Source organism: Nitrospirota bacterium (assembly GCA_016195565.1).
In the GTDB taxonomy this organism is placed as follows: domain Bacteria; phylum Nitrospirota; class Thermodesulfovibrionia; order Thermodesulfovibrionales; family UBA1546; genus UBA1546.
In genome coordinates this window covers 59,261-77,167 of sequence record JACPZK010000006.1, presented here as the reverse complement: position 1 = coordinate 77,167, position 17,907 = coordinate 59,261, and the positions used below count along the sequence as shown (strand labels likewise).

At 43.2% G+C, this 17,907-nt stretch carries 17 protein-coding genes; 12 read left to right on the top strand and 5 right to left on the bottom strand.

The features are described 5' to 3' along the window. Positions 1-153 precede the first annotated feature (153 nt). The 3 genes from HY035_02395 to tilS all read right to left on the bottom strand — a co-directional run bounded on the left by HY035_02395 (position 154) and on the right by tilS (position 2,232). Positions 154-450, bottom strand: a complete 297-nt coding sequence (locus tag HY035_02395; protein MBI3377240.1) for a type II toxin-antitoxin system RelE/ParE family toxin — start codon at positions 448-450, stop codon at positions 154-156. Further along, positions 447-674, bottom strand: coding sequence for an addiction module protein (locus HY035_02390; protein MBI3377239.1), 228 nt, complete (start codon positions 672-674; stop codon positions 447-449). Before HY035_02390 ends, HY035_02395 begins: the two co-directional genes overlap by 4 nt. Before the next feature lie 175 nt (positions 675-849). Further along, positions 850-2,232: a tRNA lysidine(34) synthetase TilS gene (gene tilS / locus HY035_02385; protein MBI3377238.1), complete on the bottom strand. Its 1,383-nt coding sequence runs from the start codon at positions 2,230-2,232 to the stop codon at positions 850-852. Between the two features lie 112 nt (positions 2,233-2,344). On the opposite strand from tilS, the gene HY035_02380 reads away from it, so the two are divergent. Then, complete coding sequence (locus tag HY035_02380) at positions 2,345-2,722, top strand: hypothetical protein (protein ID MBI3377237.1); 378 nt, start codon at positions 2,345-2,347, stop codon at positions 2,720-2,722. A gap of 8 nt (positions 2,723-2,730) precedes the next feature. Here the strand turns inward: HY035_02380 and HY035_02375 are convergent, their stop codons facing one another. Both HY035_02375 and HY035_02370 read right to left on the bottom strand, forming a co-directional pair. Continuing rightward, complete coding sequence (locus tag HY035_02375) at positions 2,731-4,620, bottom strand: phosphotransferase (GenBank protein MBI3377236.1); 1,890 nt, start codon at positions 4,618-4,620, stop codon at positions 2,731-2,733. Positions 4,621-4,635: 15 nt separating this feature from the next. After that, positions 4,636-5,805 (bottom strand): DUF1343 domain-containing protein, encoded by a 1,170-nt coding sequence (locus HY035_02370; GenBank protein MBI3377235.1) that lies wholly within the window; start codon positions 5,803-5,805, stop codon positions 4,636-4,638. 664 nt (positions 5,806-6,469) lie between these two features. Here HY035_02370 and fabG point away from each other — a divergent pair. The 11 genes from fabG to HY035_02315 are packed head-to-tail and all read left to right on the top strand — an operon-like array spanning position 6,470 to position 17,906. Next, entirely contained in the window at positions 6,470-7,192 is a 723-nt protein-coding gene (fabG, locus tag HY035_02365; GenBank protein ID MBI3377234.1) for a 3-oxoacyl-ACP reductase FabG, read from the top strand. Positions 7,193-7,240: 48 nt separating this feature from the next. After that, a complete protein-coding gene (locus tag HY035_02360) occupies positions 7,241-8,743 on the top strand; it encodes an NAD(P)/FAD-dependent oxidoreductase (protein ID MBI3377233.1) in 1,503 nt (500 codons plus the stop codon). Beyond that, complete coding sequence (locus HY035_02355; GenBank protein MBI3377232.1) at positions 8,734-9,960, top strand: beta-ketoacyl-[acyl-carrier-protein] synthase family protein; 1,227 nt, start codon at positions 8,734-8,736, stop codon at positions 9,958-9,960. The genes HY035_02360 and HY035_02355 overlap by 10 nt, the downstream gene beginning before the upstream one ends. A 23-nt stretch (positions 9,961-9,983) precedes the next feature. Then, positions 9,984-10,250 carry an acyl carrier protein gene (locus HY035_02350; GenBank protein ID MBI3377231.1) on the top strand — a complete coding sequence of 89 codons (267 nt, stop codon included), beginning with the start codon at positions 9,984-9,986 and terminating at the stop codon, positions 10,248-10,250. A gap of 3 nt (positions 10,251-10,253) precedes the next feature. Then, positions 10,254-11,003 (top strand): 1-acyl-sn-glycerol-3-phosphate acyltransferase, encoded by a 750-nt coding sequence (locus tag HY035_02345; protein MBI3377230.1) that lies wholly within the window; start codon positions 10,254-10,256, stop codon positions 11,001-11,003. After that, positions 11,000-12,310, top strand: a complete 1,311-nt coding sequence (locus tag HY035_02340) for an AMP-binding protein (GenBank protein ID MBI3377229.1) — start codon at positions 11,000-11,002, stop codon at positions 12,308-12,310. Before HY035_02345 ends, HY035_02340 begins: the two co-directional genes overlap by 4 nt. Further along, positions 12,297-13,769 (top strand): radical SAM protein, encoded by a 1,473-nt coding sequence (locus HY035_02335; GenBank protein ID MBI3377228.1) that lies wholly within the window; start codon positions 12,297-12,299, stop codon positions 13,767-13,769. Before HY035_02340 ends, HY035_02335 begins: the two co-directional genes overlap by 14 nt. 4 nt (positions 13,770-13,773) lie before the next feature. Further along, on the top strand, positions 13,774-14,472 hold the full coding sequence (locus tag HY035_02330; GenBank protein MBI3377227.1) for an outer membrane lipoprotein carrier protein LolA: 699 nt from the start codon (positions 13,774-13,776) through the stop codon (positions 14,470-14,472). Further along, entirely contained in the window at positions 14,465-16,849 is a 2,385-nt protein-coding gene (locus HY035_02325; protein MBI3377226.1) for an MMPL family transporter, read from the top strand. Before HY035_02330 ends, HY035_02325 begins: the two co-directional genes overlap by 8 nt. Beyond that, entirely contained in the window at positions 16,846-17,526 is a 681-nt protein-coding gene (locus tag HY035_02320; GenBank protein ID MBI3377225.1) for a DUF3261 domain-containing protein, read from the top strand. Before HY035_02325 ends, HY035_02320 begins: the two co-directional genes overlap by 4 nt. After that, positions 17,523-17,906, top strand: a complete 384-nt coding sequence (locus HY035_02315) for a hypothetical protein (protein MBI3377224.1) — start codon at positions 17,523-17,525, stop codon at positions 17,904-17,906. Before HY035_02320 ends, HY035_02315 begins: the two co-directional genes overlap by 4 nt. Position 17,907 lies beyond the last annotated feature (1 nt).

Genomic DNA, 17,907 nt, shown 5'->3' with positions numbered 1-17,907 from the left:
TGAGTGCTGGATTCCTGCTTACGCAGGAATGACAGACATTTGAATTTAAAATGTCCCAAATCATTATCTGGATATAGAATATAACAGATTTAAAAGAATCGTGCACATTCTTAATTCCCCTCTTTTTCAAAGAGGGGTAAGGGGAGATTTTGGTTACTTCCTTACCCTGTTTTTCCAATAATCAGGATGTCGGCGCAGATGCATTACTGCAAGAATGAAAATCTCGCTCTGCTCAATACTATAGACAACACCGTAGGGGAAACGGTTTACAAGGCAGCGCCGGATGTCTTCTTCTATGATTGGCCATACTGTCGGGTAACTGACAACATTCTGAATAGCGGCAAGCACCTCAAGTGAAAAATCATAACCGAGGCCGAGTGCGGAATTTTCATAATAATCAATAGCCTCATAGAACTCTGATTCTGCCTCGGAATGAAATGAAAAGGTCATTTCTCAAAGCGCTCACGAATTTTAGCAAACACTTCATTTCCCGGGATTGGCTTCACGCTGCCAGAGCGTAACTCCGCAAGTCTTCGTTTTGCAACCTTTAACCATTCCATATCAATTTCAGCGGCTGGAGGATTAAGAGATTGCAGTAAAGAGTCTACAACTATTGCCCTTTCCTCAACAGGAAGGGATTCAGCTTCCTGTATTATTTCTTTCATTCCATACATAATATGCCCTCCTTCCGTTGTTTTCATTTACCGCATTAACTTGCTTTATTTTATAACAAAACTAATTTCTTTTGTAAATGAGCTAAGGGAGATAATGCAATTAGGCCGCATTTTGTTTTTCATTTTACTTGCCGTATATAGCACAATTTAAGATTCGTATAAAGAAAAATCCCCTTCATTTCCCCGCCAATGGCTTTATCTCAAGCATCAAAATCTTTTTTGTATCATTCGTCACCTTAAACCTCTCATCTGCCCTGTATCCTGCAATCCAGACAACATCCTCTCCCGAAAGAACTATTGGTACTGAATCCCTCTCATCTCTTGGTATCTTCTCATCCACAAAATAATCCTGAAGCTTTTTCTTTTTGCCGAAACCGGCAGGGTAAAAGAAATCCCCTGCCTTTCTTGCCCGCACAACCAAGGGCAGCTTTATCCTCTCAGCGTCAATCATGACTTTTGATTTTCCATCGCAGGAAATCTCCGCACTGTCAGCAGATGAAGACTTTATCAGAATACCGGACTCTTTCAATGCAAGCTCTTCAGGTACGTTAAGGCTGTATGTACGAAGCTGCGAAGGCTGCTCTGAAGTGAGGATTAATGTTGCATAACCTTTAATGACCCTGACGCCTTTCGGAAGATAAATCCTGTCGCCGGAATCGCCTTTTTTCACAAGCTCTATAATGTCCTCAATGTTAACAAAGCCGATTCCCCTTAAACCTTTTACCGCATCAATTGCCCTTCTTAAGACTCTTCGCAGGATGACCTTATTCATATTTTCAAGCGGTACGAGAAAAAGTTCAATTGTCCTATCTGTTTTTTTAGGAATGAGCTTCATCAATGTCTTTGTGACGATAAGCTCAAGATAGTTATCTTCCTCTCTGATAATCTCGCAGACCCTGCTTATGGTATTGACCAGAGCGGGGTTCTGCTTTTTGAACTCCGGCATGACAGCAAGCCTCAGCCAATTCCTGAAATAATCCTTTTTGAGATTCGATGAGTCAACAATAAAAGACTGCGATATGCTATCAAGAAATTCTTCTATATCTTTTCTTTCAATCTCAATAAGCGGCCTTATGATTTTCCCTCTTACAGGCGGGATGCCTGTAAGACCTTTCTGTCCTGCGCCTCTTAGAATTCTCATGAAGAATGTCTCTGCCTGATCATCTGCATTGTGCGCAAGCGCAATCCTGTTTGAGCCTATTTCAAGAGCAACATCTTCAAACATTTTATATCTCAGTTCCCTTGCCGCTTCTTGCTTGTTCAACCCATACTCTTTGGCATAAGACTTTACAGCAACAGATTTAGTGATAAACGGCACCCCGAGATTTTCGCAGAGGGTTTTGCAGAATTCTATTTCAACAGGAATTTCGTCAGGCCTTAAGCCGTGGTCGATGTATATAGCATGAAGCTCCATCTTGTATTCATCCTTTAAATTATTCAGCGCATGAAGAAGGCATACAGAGTCAGGGCCTCCTGAAAGACCGGTTAAAACCCTGTCTTTTTCAAAGAGCATTGAATGTTTTTTTATCGCTGTATTTACCTGTCCAAGCAAATCCATTTGTATTTAACTCTAAGGATTAGCAAGCGAAGATGTCAATAGTTTTAGACTTGATATGCACGAATACTTTTGCTATAGTGAGTTAGTATAAGGCAAGGATAGGAGTTAATGAATGAGAAAATTTCTGAAATTCGGACAGTATCTTCTTGAAAAAAAGATTATTGATGAACTGGATATTCTAAGGGCTCGCTTCATACAGAAGAAGAACAATCTGATGATTGGAGAGCTTGCCAGGAACAAAGGCTGGCTTACAGAGGATGATGTAAACAAGATACTCATAATTCAGGAAGATATGCAGGAGAAGTTCGGAGAGATTGCAGTAAGGGGAAAATATCTTTCAGAGGAACAGTTAAAAGAACTTTTAAAGGAACAGCAAGACACCTATATATTTTTCGGTGAGGCTTTAGTGCAACTTGGAGTTATTTCAGAAGAGCAACTGATGGAGAATCTTAAGGAGTTTAATATGATAAAATTGCAAAATGAGGAATGAGATTTTTTCTACAACTCCATAACCAGCCCATACAATACAGGATAATCATTCTTCACAAGAGCGACATCTTCTTTTAAAAGCCTTAATCCTTCATGGATATGTTTCAGAAAATATCTTTTCCCTTTTACAGCAGAGAGGAATCCGTAAGCTCCGAGCGCCTGCATGTGTCGCTGGAGGCGGCAGATTATTAAAGTCTCCGGGTGAATGGGTTGCCACAGGCGACTCGCCGAGGAGAGTAAATCGGCAGCTTTCATCTTATCAAAATAATATTCCAACAGCCTCTCTCTCATATTATCCTCAAGCCTGTAATATGGATCCCATAGGATTGATGCAACATCGTATGCAGAAGGTCCCATTCTTGCTCCCTGATAATCTATAAGGCGGGGAATACCTTTATGTATCATGATATTCTGTGACTGGAAATCCCTGTGGATTATGGTTTTCGGAAATGAATCAGCCTTTTGCGCGAGCCCATGGAATTCATCATCTAAGGCTGCTATGTTTTTAATCTTTATTCCTCTAATGCCTTCCACAAATCTTTCCATGAAATAACTCGTCTCCAATCTGAAATGTTCGTAATCAAAAACCCTGCTTTGAAGCATTGGACATTCTGAAACATTCGCAGTCGCCTTTGTGTGGATACTGACTGCTATATCCAAAACCTTTCTGTACATTGCCTCAAGCTGTTCAGGTTCGCGCCTGCATTTGAGCCGGCTATAGAGCGAGATGTCTCCGAGGTCTTCAAATACTGCCTGCATCTTTTCTGTTTTTGCCTCAAGAAGGTCAGGTACGGGGATGGAGTATCTTGACAGGAATTTTGTGTATTCAATATGCCTCTCAAAATCAGGATCGTTTTTTCTGCATTCCATGAGTACTGCTGTTTTCCCGTCTTTTTCAATCCTGTAATATTTTCTGTCAGAGCCTCCTGTGCTTATGAGAATTTTACTTTCATCCGTTGATGCGCTTATTACTTCTGATTCTTTAAGGTCTATTCTGAAAGCAGCGCCAAGAATGCAATTTTCGTAATGTTTCCTGCTTTCCGTTTTGCTGCCAGGAAGCATTATACAATTCCTGAGCGAAGAACCTTCAGTTAATATAGCTTCTCTTTCAATGGCGATATATCCATCCACATCAATATCATTACAGTCTTTTACAGAGGGATGAATATAAACCGTCTCTCCATCCTTCCTTAACGCATCAATAATTGCAGAGGCATAGGTAGCAGGTGTTCCGATGTCACTCCAGTAGCATCCAGTAAAATCAAGAGCTCGAATCTTATGTCCGGCTTTGGCCGCGGCAATCCAAGCTATTGTTGTATGTGAAACGCCGGATGGCAGGAATTTTAATATTTCAGGAGAATATACGGCAATGCCTGTATACGCAATTTTTTTGGCTATTGTGTCCGGATTCGGGATTGATGTGCCGGGATTTTCAACGTCAATTACATAACCGTTCTCATCCACAACCACATTGTTATATTTTGGATAGTTGTGTGTTGCCAGTGTTGCAATATTTCCAGAGGAAAGATGAGTTTCGATAAGGAATGTGAAATCAATATCAGACAGGATGTCCGCATTGTGCACAAGAAAATGATTATCTGAAAGAAATGCTTCTGCATTTTTCAATGCTCCGCCGGTGCCGAGAATAGAGTCTTCAGGAAATAATTCCATGCGGTTTGCAAATGCGGACTGCTTAATCCATTGGCGCATTAATTCAGGCTTGTAATGAAGATTGATTCCGATCCTGCCTGAAGATATTTCTAATTTATCTAAAATGATTTCAAGCAAAGGCTTCCCTAAAACCGGCAGCAATGGTTTTGGGATGTGATATGTAATCGGCCTCAGCCTTTCACCAAGACCAGCAGCAGGGAGGAATATTTTTATAGAAAATTTTGGCATAAAAGTCAGCAGCAATTACGAATACATTAAGTATTTTTTCCTGATTTTTTGAAATGCCTTTAATTCTTTTGTCCACCACTCTTCCATGTTTTTGATGGATTCGCCTTTCTCTATCTCTATTCTCAGCCTGTCTGTTCCTGCGAGTATGTCAATCGGCATCTTCTGTGTTTCGTATTCATATGGCGGTTGTTTCCACCTGAAATGTTCAGGATAAAGATCGCGGACTGCCTTTAGGATTGCAACGCCTGCCTTGAAAGGCCTGAATTTATTCCTGTCAATAACATGAATCTGGCTGCCGCCGCACAGGCTTCCTGCATGTTTTTGGAATGTGGGCTGGAAAAATATTGGCCTGAAAATAACACCTGAAATTTTAAATTCTTTGAGCCTTTTTATGAGTGCGTCAGGCTCTATGAATGGAGCGCCAAATATCTCAAACGGCCTTGTCGTTCCTCTTCCTTCGCTCAGGTTTGTCCCTTCAAGAAGACACATTCCCGGATAGGCAATTGCGGTATCAAGTGTTGGCATATTAGGGGAGGGCATGACCCATGGAAGTTTTGTCCGGTCAAAGAACATATTCCTCTTCCAGCCATGCATTTTGATTATGTGTAAATTTAGAGACGGATAAAATTTGTTCTTGAGATAATTTGCTATCTCTCCAACAGTCATCCCGTGCCTTATCGGCAAAGGACGCTGTCCGACAAATGACGCATATGACATATCAAGCACAGCGCCTTCTATCGCTAAACCTCCCAATGGGTTTGGTCTGTCAAGGACAACAACTGATTTTCTATTTTCAAGACATGCCTGCATGCAGAGTTCCATGGTCCAGATGAATGTATAGTATCTTGAGCCGATGTCCTGAAGGTCTATAGCAAGGACATCTATATCCCTAAGCATTTCAGGTTCTGGTTTTCTGGTATGTCCGTAGAGACTGTAAACAGGAAGTCCTGTCTGCGGGTCACGGAATCCCTTCCATTCAACCATATTGTCCTGCGTCTCTCCTCTTATTCCGTGTTGAGGGCCAAAGAGCGCTTTGAGTCTGAATTTTTTGGATTTGAAGAATACATTTACTGCATGTTCAAGTTTTCTGTTCACAGAAGCAGGATGCGCGAGGAGCCCCACGCGCAAGCCTTTTAATTCCCCCGGCCATGCCTTTTCCAATCTGTCAAGTCCTGTTAAAACCATAGAAAAATATACCTTAAATGTGATGGATACTACAAGATGAGGTTATTGTAACAGGATGAAAGACTTAAAAATTAACCGGCAATTTAGCCTCTTGAGTTGGTGGCGGGGAGAGGATTTGAACCTCTGACCTTCGGGTTATGAGTTCTGAGAAATTCTTTTAATATCAATAACTTATTTCTCATAAGCACCATTTGCCACCCTTTATATTCATAGATGATTTATTTTAAGTTTTTTTGAGCTATATTTTTATACTTTTTTATATTTTAAGTTTGTATGGTTTGTCAGAAAATCCTATGCTTTCAAGCCTAATGATGCATGTCGTTCGGAGCGAGTGGAATTACTTTAGAAAAGGGCGGCACACTCATGGCAGCCTAACTTAACTCAGTGTCTGTTAAATCTGGGGAAGATCAGTTTATGTGCTCTATAACCTGACAATTCTATTTGTTAACAACACGTTAGCTGCAGAAATGTTGACAGAAACTGACAAGTCCTTTACAATAAAAGTCAGGATTTTTATCCTTACTGGAGGTATTTATGCTGACAGTAAAGGTTACTTCTACAGGTCAGGTCACCATGCCCAAGGGGTAAGAGACAGCATTGGAGCTCAAGGCCATGATAAAGGAGATTGTATTATGAGAAAGATTACATTCTGTATTTTAATCTTATGGTAAAAATTGCGTTAATAATTGGTGGCAGCCGTGGAATAGGACGCGCCATAGCCTTACGGCTGGCTCAATCCGGCTTTGATATTTGGTTGACTTACAAAAGCAATCATGAGGCTGCCCAAAAGGTTAAATCAGAAATAGAAAAACTGGGAAGCGCCTGTGATTTAATACCCTTCGATGTTTCCAGCTATGAAGAGACAGAAACTGCATTAGGAAAAAGGGTAGAGGATTTTTCCCCCGATGTCATGGTCTACAATTCAGGCATTTCCAAAGATAATCTCCTTATGTGGATGACAAAAAACGAATGGGACACTGTACTTTCTACAAATCTTGACGGATTCTTCAATGTGACCCGCACAATATTATTCTCCATGTTAAAGGCCAAAAAAGGGCGCATCGTTGTTGTGTCCTCTGTGTCAGGACAGATAGGGCAGGCAGGTCAGGTCAACTACTCCGCTTCCAAGGCTGGATTGATCGGCGCTGCCAAAGCCTTAGCCCGTGAAGTCGGCAAGAAAAACATACTCATAAATGTGGTTGCTCCCGGGTTTATCGAAACAGATATGACAGAAGGGCTTCCCAAAGAGCAGGTTCTGAACCTGATACCCGTTAACCGGTTAGGTAGGCCTGAAGATGTAGCATCAGTTGTTAATTTTTTATGTACTGAAGAAGACATGTATATACATGGACAGGTTATCGGTATTAATGGGGGACTGGCAATTTAGAATTTGGTCTTTAAAAGTTCCAGCTCCACTGAGCAAATATAAAATTATATGAAAAAATATGACGATATAGTTGTCGGCAGCGGTATCAGCGGTATGACAATGTCCCTTATCCTTGGGATGAACGGCCGCAAGGTGCTGCTTCTGGAAAAGGCCCCGCATATCGGAGGGTCCATTTCTGTTTTCTACAGGAATGGGATACCTTTTGATACAGGCTTTCATTTTACGGGAGGACTGCAGAAGGGCGGGATGCTGCATGATATGCTGTCTGTTCTCGGCCTTTATGATTTGATTCAACCGGTTTTTCTTCCTAAAGACAACGCCAACTCTTTTTATTTTGAATCCGAAAACAGGTCGTATGAAGTTCCGTACGGCTTTAGTAAGTTGAGGGACAGATTCAAGAATTATTTTCCGTCCGCTGCAGCGGCTGTAGACAAATATTTTGATAAAGTCCAGCATGTATGCGCTCACACGCCTTCAATGAACCTTCGTACACTCACGATGACTCAGGGCTGGCTCGATGAGGATTTTGTTTCTCTCCAAGAAGTACTAAATAGCCTGACAGGAAATGCAGTGCTGAAGGCCCTGTTATCCGGCTTTGCGATGTGTTACGGAGTCCGGCCAAGGGAGATCTCTTTTGCCAGCCATAGCAGGATATGTTTTGGCCTGTATGAATCTGTTTCACGCATTAAAGGCGGTGGCGCTTCGTTAATTGAGGCCTTCAAAAACAAATTTAAGGACTTTGATATAGAGGTCGCCTGCAGCAGCTATATTACTGAGATAACCGATATACGCAACAAGCGTGCAGGCAGATTCGTTCTGAACACCGGCGAGGAGATAGAGTCTGAGAACTGCATCCTTACAATACATCCGAAAGAGATTCTTAAACTCATTCCTGATGGATTATTAAGTAAAGCATTTATCAGCCGTGTCTCCTCCTTCGAGGCATCTGCCGGTTTTTTTGCCTTATTTGCTGCTCTGGACTCAGGCTATAACGAACATGATTCCGGCAGTTCAATCGTCTCTCTTTTCCCTCACACAGATATCAACCGGCTTCTGGACCCTGAATACAAAGGCGCAGAGGCCTTGGTGATCATCAGGTCCACAGAAGAAGTGAACGGGAAAAGCCAAAGGATTATGAACGTCCTCGGCACCTCTTTCATAGAACATGTTAAACAATGGGAGAGCACGGCAAGAGGAAAGAGGCCGCAGGCATATCAGGATTATAAGCAGGAAAGAGTTGAGAGCATCAAAGAACGAATTTTCAGGGTTTATCCTGATTATAAAGAACACTTAACAGTGATCGATTCGGCATCAGTGCTCTCCTTCAGGGACTATCTGAACAGTCATGACGGGTCTGCATATGGAATCAAACAGAAGGCCGGGCAGTATAATCTGATAGGGAAACTGCCTGTGCGCAATATGTATGCGGCCGGGCAAAGCTCACTCCTCCCGGGAATAATAGGAGCGATGATGTCATCCTTTGTTGTTGGAAAATCAATTATTAAAGATGAAAAATACAGCAGATTTATGAGCAGGAATTTATGCAGTTAAAGAGAGTCGTAATTACAGGAATGGGTTCTGTTTCTCCCTTTGGCAATGATGTGAAAGCGCTGATGGATGGGATCGATCATGGAAGGAGCGCAGTGCGTTTAATGGAAGGCTGGGACAAATATACAGGCCTCAGGAGCCATGTTGCTGCACCGGCAGAGATACAGAATGAACGTAAAATACCAAGGAACAAGAGGCGTTTTATGGGACGCATGAGTATTTTTTCAGCACAGGCCGCTGAACAGGCGCTTGCTGATTCTGGCTTCAGCTTCTCTGATATCCCTCAATTGAAAATCGGGTGCGTCATCGGCTCAACTATGGGAAGTGCAAAGAGCATTAACGACGCCTTTGAGATAATGCTGCCGGAAAAGGACATCAGTCAGCTTAACTCTTCGATGTTCTTTCAGTGCATGTCGCATACCGCGGCTGCGAACGTTGCCCAGTACCTCGAGCTGGAAGGTTTTATAATGGCCACCTCAGCTGCCTGCGCATCTTCACTTCATGCAATTGGGGTGGGATATGACCTTGTGAGATTGGGAAGGCAGGAGATAATGCTCTGCGGCGGGGCTGAAGAGGTCCATCCTACCGTCACAGGGTCTTTTGATGTTCTCATGGCCACTTCAGCAGGTTTTAACAATAATCCGTCAAAGACACCGAGGCCTTTTGACAGGGACAGGGATGGCCTTGTCTGCGGTGAAGGAAGCGGTGTTCTTGTCCTCGAAGATTATGACAGCGCGGTTTGGAGGAATACAAAGATATACGCTGAGATTATCGGTTACAGCACGAACGGAAACGGCTCGCACGTCAGCCAGTCCAATAAAGACTCTATGGTTCTATGCATGCAGCAGGCGCTGAGCGATGCCGGAATCACAAAGGATGATATTGATTATATAAATGCCCATGCTACAGCAACAATTCAGGGAGACAAGGAAGAGGCTGAGGCTATCAAAGAGGTCTTTGGTTCTTCTGTCCCGGTAAGCAGCCTCAAGGGATATATAGGCCATACACTTGGGGCTTCCGGCGCGATCGAGCTCATCGCCTCTTTGCAGATGATGCAGAAAGGTGTTATATATCCGACTCTTAATCTGGATAATGTAAGCCCTGAGTGCATGGGAATAAATCATGTCACAAGCCCTGTCACAAAAAAAATAGATACGATATTAAAGAACTGTTTTGCATTTGGAGGTATTAATGCAGCACTTGTCTGCAGGAAGTTGTAAAATTATACTGATGAGGTGGAAGAATGACTGAGGAGGAGATTATCGAGAAGACCAATAAGGTCTTTGAAGAGTTTTTCGAGATAGAAAGCGACAGGTTAAAGCCTGAGGCGCATATCTTCAGCGACCTCGGGTTAGACAGCCTCGATATAGTGGATTTAGTTGTTGCGCTCCAAAAGAGCTTCGGGATAAATATCAGAAATGAAGAGAAGATAAGAAACATACGCACCCTGCAGGACGTGTATCAGTTTATTTTGTCAATAAAAAATGCTGAAGGAAGGAAGGATTCCTGAAGAATGGGTAGGATATTACTCATTCTGATGAACATTTATTTTTATGTGATGTTTTTAATTGCTTCTGCGATTGTTATTCCGCTACTCTCGCTCTTTGTGTTCTTTTTGTCTTTTTTCGTATCAAAAAGGACTGTCATGAAAAGATTCAGGCGCTGCATAAGCTGGTATGGCATGGTGATGACATCTGTTACATTTCCGTTCATAAGGATTCATTACGAGGACCATTCAGGAGAAGTTTCTGACGGGTCTTATATCTTTGTCTGCAATCACAGGGCAGCCACTGACGCTTTTCTGATGTGCGTTCTGCCTCTTGAAGCAGTGCAGGTTGTGAACATCTGGCCGTTCCGTATTCCTGTACTGGGACGTTTTGCAAGAATGGCGGAATATCTGGACATTAGGAATATGATGCCTGAAGATTTTAATGAAAAGGCAGCAGCCTTGCTTGATGAAGGCGTTTCAATAATCTTTTTTCCTGAGGGAACCCGTTCTGGAAACAGGGAGATAGGCCCTTTTCATGGCGCGGCATTCCGCCTGGCTCTCAGATCAAAGGCCATGATAGTCCCTCTTTGTATCTCAGGAAGTGAAAATATTCCGCCGAGGGGTTCTCTGTTTTTACATCCCGGTACGATCAGAGTGCGCAGACTGCCTGCGGTCCTTTGGGAGGAATACAAGGATTTTAGCGTCTTTTCTCTTAAGAACAGAGTGCGGGAAACTATAGACAAGGAACTTTCCCTGATGGAGTGCAAGGCATGAAAGAATTTTCTGCTTCATACAGAAATATTGAATTTTCCGGCAGAGACAGGATAAGTGAAGTACAGGAGAAACTTCTCAGGGAGCATCTGGATTATCTGATTAACAATTCGCCCTATTACCGCAGGACGCTGAAAGGGATGGACATACAGAATATAAGCCTTAAAAATCTGCATGAACTGCCGTATACCGACAAATCAGAATTCGGGAAATACTGCGATGATTTTCTTGCAGCGCCTCTTTCGAAAATAGTTGATATAGTCTTTTCTTCAGGAACTACCGGTAAACCCTCACAGATTATGTACACTGAAAACGATTTAAAGAGGCTTGCATACAATGAAGAGATATCTTTTGCCGGATGCGGAATTACGGCTGATGACATTGTCCTTCTTACCTGTACTATTGATAAATGTTTTGTCGCAGGCCTTGCCTACTTTCTGGGTATAAGAAGCCTCGGCGCTGCTGCTGTCAGAAATGGGCTGAACACTACTGCAAGCCACCTTGAGATAATTCAGAGGGCCAGGCCGACTGTCATTGTCGGTGTGCCTTCTTTTATCCTTAAGCTTGGTAAATATATAGAATCAAAAAATATTGATCCACGCGATATCGGCGTAAAGAGACTGGTCTGTATCGGTGAACCCTTAAGGGATAAAGATATGTCACTTCTTAGAATGGGATCTCACATTGAGGAGATGTGGGGAGCAAAGGTTTTTTCGACATATGCCTCATCTGAAACCATTACGACTTTCTGCGAATGTAGGATGCAGGCAGGAGGACATCTCCATCCGGATCTCGCCATCGTTGAGATTGTGGATGAAAAAGGGAGGGTTTTACAGGCAGGGGAAACAGGAGAGGTCGTTGTAACGCCGTTCTCCATAGATGGGATGCCTCTGCTTAGATTCAAGACTGGTGATGTAAGTTTTATAATAGACGAGCCGTGCGGCTGCGGGCGTTTCTCCCCCCGTCTCGGGCCTATACTCGGAAGAAAAAAACAGATGATAAAATTCAGGGGTACGACCCTCTATCCTCAGGCCATATACTCTGTGCTGGACGGGATACCTGGCATAAGCAAATACTATGTCACGCTCACAAGCAATTATGACCTTTCCGATCACGTAAAGATATATGTATCAGTGAACAATGGTTCATGTTCGCCGGAGAGCATTTCTGCACAGCTTCAGGCCAGTCTGAGGGTGAGTCCTGAGGTGGTCATTATGAGTGAAGAGCAGGTAATGGAGCAGGTTTATTCAGGGAATTCACGGAAATTAATAAGATTGATAGACAGGAGACAGACAAATGGAGAGTTGTAACAACAGCATGTATGGAGCTGAATTTTCTCCGGAGGAAATAGAAGATGCTGTCAGCAACAACAGGCTTTTATCAGCTGAGATAGAATTCAGCCGCAGGTGCAATTTTAACTGTGTTTACTGCTATGCAAAGGATGATTCAAGATTTGAGGGAGAATTAACTGCAGGGGAAATCAAGGATTTAGTCCTTCAGGTAAAAGAACTGGGCGCGAAGAAGATAATAATCCTCGGCGGAGAACCGATGGTCTATCCGCACATCTTTGACATGCTCGGTTTCATAAAATCACAGGGATTGTATGTGGAACTTTTTACAAACGGCACAGGCATAGACGCCTCAAAGGCCCGGATGTTATATGAGCTCGGAGTTGCAGTGGTACTGAAGATGAACTCGGCCGATGAGAAGATCCAGGACATGCTTGCAGGCAGAAAGGGCGCATATAATCAGATATATGAAGCTTTCAATAACCTTAAAGGCACTGGCTATCCTTCAGGCGCTCCTCTCGGGATAAGTACAATTATCTGCAGGCAGAATATTGCTGAACTTGAAGGCATGTGGACGTGGCTGAGGGACCAGAACATTATACCCTTTTTTGAAATGATAACTCCTCAGGGGAATGCCAAAGCAAACGATCTGCTGGATGTTGACACTGAACGCATACATAAGTTTTTCTGCAGGATAGCTGAGATAGACCGCGATAAATACGGAAACAACTGGGACCCCCAGCCGCCTTTGGTTGCAGGAGAATGCCTGCGCCACCAGTTCTCCTGTGCAATTGATTCTTACGGATATGTACAGCCCTGCGTGGGAGTAACAATACCTGTCGGGAATATCAGGGAGAAGAAACTGGCTGATATTATCCGTGAGAGCGAGGTAATGCAGGACCTGAAGAACTATAAAAAGACGATCAAGGGGCCGTGCAGTGAATGCCTTAATCTGAACAAGTGTTATGGCTGCAGGGGTGCAGCTTATCAACTGACAGGCGACTATCTTGCTTCTGACCCATTATGCTGGAAGAACGCGGACAGGCAGGACGATATTGTCAGGCTTCCCGTAAACGCTTCAGAATTAATCCCTCACAAACCTCCGATGCTCATCGTTAAAAAACTGGTCGCAATAAAAGAACGTGAATCCATAACTGAAGTCGAGATTTCAAAGGACACTATATTCGTCTCTGAAGACGGCAGGCTTGACGAAGCCTCCTATCCTGAGCTTATTGCCCAATCGATTGCAGCACAGGACGGGTTCAGAAAAATAAAGAATGGCAACGGCGGGTCAAAAGGTTTTCTGCTTGGAGTAAAGAACCTGGAGATCCTCGGGAGCGCACGCGTCGGCGATACCTTGCGGGTATCAGTTTGTAAGCTGGCGAAGTATGGCGGGTTCGGGGTAATAAAGGGAGAGATATTCAAGGGAGAGGACATTATAGCCAGAGGCGAGATAAAGGTCTGGCAGGATGAAAAATAGAAAAATGAAAATAATAATAAATTTTCTTCTTATAATGTCCCTTGCTTTCTTCCTGCCTGTTTTCAGTTTTGACCAGGCCGCTTGCGAGACTGCAGGAGGAAACAGCGGCAAAGGTGAACTCTCTGCCAAATCAGCGGAGGTTAAAGAACTGCTTCGCATGATAGGGAAAAAAGTCTCTAACTTCAAGAGCCTCAAGACGGATTTTGTACAGGAAAAAAATCTGGCGATGTTCAAAAAGAAGATAATCCTGCGCGGACGCATCTATATGCAGAAGCCTAATATGCTGGCCTGGCATGTTGACAAGCCCGTGAAATATTCAGTGGTCATCACAGATAAATATATCCGGCAATGGGATGAAGATACGAACAAGGTACAGGAGCTGTCTCTTGCGAAGAACCCGATATTTAAGAACGTCATAACCCAATTATCAGTATGGTTCTCAGGGGAATACGGGGCTCTTATGGATGACAATAACGTAAGCATACTCCAGCAGCATCCTCTGGTCATCGAGTTTGTCCCAAATGATAAGAACATCGCAAAGAAGATGATCAAAAGCATCACGATAACGTTCAGGGAAGATGAAAAATATCTCAGAAAGATAATGATTGATGAAATGAGCGGAGATACGACCACTATCGAGTTTTCCAATACTCAGCTGGACATGCCTGTTGAAAGCAGATTTTTTGAGGTAAAGCGTGTTTGATAAGTATTTTGTTTTGTTGTCTGATTTCCTGAAGGCCAACAAGAAGTTCGTTCTCTCTGTCATAATCCTCCTTAACATCACAGCCGGAGCCGGGCTTTTCTTTGTGCATTACGAGGGCAACATCGATCTGATGCTTCCGCCCGATGAAGAGATTACCCGCAGCATGAATTTCCTGCGGGATTCAAATTTGTCCGACAAGATCATCGTATCTTTTTCACTCACAACTGATGATGCAGGAAAAAAGAACCTTTTTAATGCAGTAGATCAGCTGGCTGCCTCTCTATCTCCCCCTCTATTCACTAAGGTGACCACAGGGTTTTCCGTCATGAATATGATGGATGGTTTTTTTTTGAATTATGCCCCCCAGATCCTTACTGAGAAAGACCTTTCCTCTATTGACAGTCTTATAAATGCTGCATCAGTATCAGAAAAATTAAAGAGGATCTATATACAGTCTCTGAAGCCGGAGAGCGTGTTTATGACGCCATTATACAGGGCAGACCCGCTCGGCATAAACTTCATTCTCATGGAAAAGCTGAAGGCACTTCCTGCTTCTATGGGGTATGACGTCTCTGTTGAAGACGGCCATTTTATAAGCAGTGACGGCCGTCATGCGATGCTGATCATTCAGACGCCGGTGAAGATAACGGACGGGCCTAACTCCAAAAGGCTTCTGGCTGCACTTGAAGAAAATATCGGGCGGTTACCAAAGTATATCTCAGCGGATGTAATCAGCGGGCACCGGCATACTGTCAGCAACGAGAAGGTCATTAAGCGGGATATCAGTCTTCTGTCGATCATGGTTTCTATCGTTTTTCTCCTGCTTTTTTTTGCTGTCTTCAGGGACATGAGAGTTGTCCTGGTATATGTTATTCCGCTTATTGCGGTAGCCATAGCGATCAATATTTCGAGTGTCTATGCAGGAAAACTCTCCTATCTGGTCATCGGATTCGGGACTGCGATAGCAGGTATCTCTGTTGATTACGGCCTCATGGTCTATATTTCAGCAAGAAAAGGCGCTGACTCATCCCGGGCACTGAAGCTCGCTAAACTTTTATGCATTGACGCTATAACTTCGGCATTCGGATTTTATGTCCTTTACTTCTCAAAAATCCATGGATACCACCAACTGGCCCTTTTCTCAATACTGTGTATTGTAATATCCCTCTTATTTGCGCTCTTTATCCTGCCCCTCACCTTGTCCTGGAAAAAATGTCCTGAGATAAAACAGCCGAGGATAGCGGACAGGCTCGAAAAAAACCCGAAGCTGAGAAATGTGAGCATAGGCTTGTGGGCTATTCTGACTGTTGCTGCTGCGATACTGTCACTGAATACCAGAATAGAAAGTGATATCAAACAGCTCGACGGAAGTGAGCCTGAGGTGATAAATGCAGAAAAAAGCTTTCATGAGGTCTGGGGAGGGAAGGGTGGACAGGCGATCTTTGTGGTTACTGGCAGTACTTTTGAGGAGGCGATGAAAACAAATGACGCAATATTCCAAAGGGTTGCAGAATCCATGAATACTGAGCGTTTTTCGAGCTTGGCCATGTTCTGGTCTTCTGAAGAGACGAGAAGAAAAAATGTTGAAGACTGGAATAATTTCTGGAAGCAGGGAAGGGAGGCGAGGCTTAAAGCTCTAATTAAGAGTGAGTCGGGGAAGTACGATTTTTCAGAAAATGCCTTTTCTCCTTTTTTTGATAACCTTTATAAAGCTGTGGATAAAAACAATGTTAATAACGGGTTCATAGATAATGTAAAAGAGAGGTTTGTTCAGGAAAGGCCTGAGGGATACAGGATGCTGTCATTTTTCCCTGATGAAAAGGAATTTATAAAAACCATGTCAGACCTGAGCAGGGATTATCCGGGATCGTTCATTGTCTCAGGCCGTGCCATGTCCGAATCAATATCAAGTTTCACAGCAAAGGAAGCTAAGCTCCTTATACCGCTTGCTGTAATATTCAATATTGTCCTGACGTATTTATTTTTCAGGAACATCAGGGAGACTGCTATTGCCCTCATCCCTGTTTTAACCGGAATGATATGGTTAACCGGTCTTATGTCGCTCCTTGGTTTTCCTCTCAATGTGGTGAACATTGTTGCAGCGATCATTACAAGCGGTGTTATAGTGGACTACGGTATCGGCAGAACATATGATTACAGGAATAATTTAACTATGGGAACCGCGTTTGTCGTTTCTATGTCTGCTGCTACAAACATTATCGGTGCAGGCGCCCTGCTTTTTGCCAAACATCCGGCCTTTTCTTCAACCGGTATGGCGATGGTGATATGCATGTCAGCAGGATACCTTTCTGCTATGTTCGTTGTGCCCGCGTTCTGCATTATGCTGTCAACACGGAAACAAAAGGAGGGCGCATGAGCTTAATGTCATTAGTTGGGAGAGCTGTAATTCTCTGCATTCTGTTCCTCATAATCGGGTGCGAGAGCATTTCGTTTCAGAAAGAGCTTGATCAGTCTTATGCCTCCGTTGATCCTGCTGCTGTAAGAGAAAGGTTTAAAGGCAGTCTTCCTGAGCGCTCCCGTTTGCTAAACACAATTGTCTTTGAGTATAATTTGAGGACATTTTCCGGCATAGGATTTATAGATGTTGATACCGCGAAAAGGACCTGTACCCTTGCCTGTATAAACCAGATGGGAATGAAGCTTTTCGAAATATCAATTGACAAGGACAGTATAAATACCAGCTTTGCCCTTTCGGAATTTACTTCAAAGGGCAACTTTACAAAGGCGGTAGGTGAAGATATCAAACGTATATCTTTTGACCTGGTTCCCTCAGACTGGGCTGAAGCAACAAAGGAGAAATTCGCTGTTGTCTTCAGGCAGAAAGAAGGAGAAGGGACAGCTGAATATGTTTTCTCAGGACAGGACCAATATTTAAAGGAAAAAACATATTATGAGAACGGGAGCCCTGTATGGCGGGTTTCTTTTTATGAATATCAAAGCAGGGACGGCAAGATATATCCTGGCGGGACTATTTTAAAGAATTATAAATACGGCTACAGACTGATAGTAAGACTAAAGGAAATCTCGGATTGAGTATAAAAAAACAAATAGAAAAATACATGGCCGGACTGGGATCAGGGGACGAAGGGGTATTGACTGCCTATTTTATATTCCCTGAAGATTTTCTCGGCTTTCAGGGACATTTCCCGGAGGAGAAAGTATTGCCGGGTGTCTGCCAGATACAGTGTGTCACCACGATGATAGAAAAATATACGGGGAAATCAGTATTGCTTAAAGAGATAGTATCTGTAAAATTCCTTGCTCCTGTTTTTCCTTCTGAAGAAATCATTTGCGTCTGCCGCGGGATAAAGGACGCTAACAGTGCTTTTGTGGTTAAGGCGTCTGTCAGCAGGAATGGCAAGGCCGTGGCTGAGATGAAATTAAAAGGCAGTTTTGATCAGGGGAAAGAATAAA

What these genes read in the sequence shown, in the direction of transcription:
- HY035_02370 (MBI3377235.1), bottom strand. Translation starts at nt 5,805, where the DNA reads ATGGTTTTAACAGGACTTGACAGATTGGAAAAGGCATGGCCGGGGGAA.
- HY035_02375 (MBI3377236.1), bottom strand. Translation starts at nt 4,620, where the DNA reads ATGCCAAAATTTTCTATAAAAATATTCCTCCCTGCTGCTGGTCTTGGT.
- HY035_02350 (MBI3377231.1), top strand. Translation starts at nt 9,984, where the DNA reads ATGACTGAGGAGGAGATTATCGAGAAGACCAATAAGGTCTTTGAAGAG.
- fabG (MBI3377234.1), top strand. Translation starts at nt 6,470, where the DNA reads ATGGTAAAAATTGCGTTAATAATTGGTGGCAGCCGTGGAATAGGACGC.
- HY035_02345 (MBI3377230.1), top strand. Translation starts at nt 10,254, where the DNA reads ATGGGTAGGATATTACTCATTCTGATGAACATTTATTTTTATGTGATG.
- HY035_02330 (MBI3377227.1), top strand. Translation starts at nt 13,774, where the DNA reads ATGAAAATAATAATAAATTTTCTTCTTATAATGTCCCTTGCTTTCTTC.
- HY035_02390 (MBI3377239.1), bottom strand. Translation starts at nt 674, where the DNA reads ATGTATGGAATGAAAGAAATAATACAGGAAGCTGAATCCCTTCCTGTT.
- HY035_02380 (MBI3377237.1), top strand. Translation starts at nt 2,345, where the DNA reads ATGAGAAAATTTCTGAAATTCGGACAGTATCTTCTTGAAAAAAAGATT.
- HY035_02320 (MBI3377225.1), top strand. Translation starts at nt 16,846, where the DNA reads ATGAGCTTAATGTCATTAGTTGGGAGAGCTGTAATTCTCTGCATTCTG.
- HY035_02355 (MBI3377232.1), top strand. Translation starts at nt 8,734, where the DNA reads ATGCAGTTAAAGAGAGTCGTAATTACAGGAATGGGTTCTGTTTCTCCC.
- HY035_02360 (MBI3377233.1), top strand. Translation starts at nt 7,241, where the DNA reads ATGAAAAAATATGACGATATAGTTGTCGGCAGCGGTATCAGCGGTATG.
- tilS (MBI3377238.1), bottom strand. Translation starts at nt 2,232, where the DNA reads ATGGATTTGCTTGGACAGGTAAATACAGCGATAAAAAAACATTCAATG.
- HY035_02335 (MBI3377228.1), top strand. Translation starts at nt 12,297, where the DNA reads ATGGAGAGTTGTAACAACAGCATGTATGGAGCTGAATTTTCTCCGGAG.
- HY035_02395 (MBI3377240.1), bottom strand. Translation starts at nt 450, where the DNA reads ATGACCTTTTCATTTCATTCCGAGGCAGAATCAGAGTTCTATGAGGCT.
- HY035_02340 (MBI3377229.1), top strand. Translation starts at nt 11,000, where the DNA reads ATGAAAGAATTTTCTGCTTCATACAGAAATATTGAATTTTCCGGCAGA.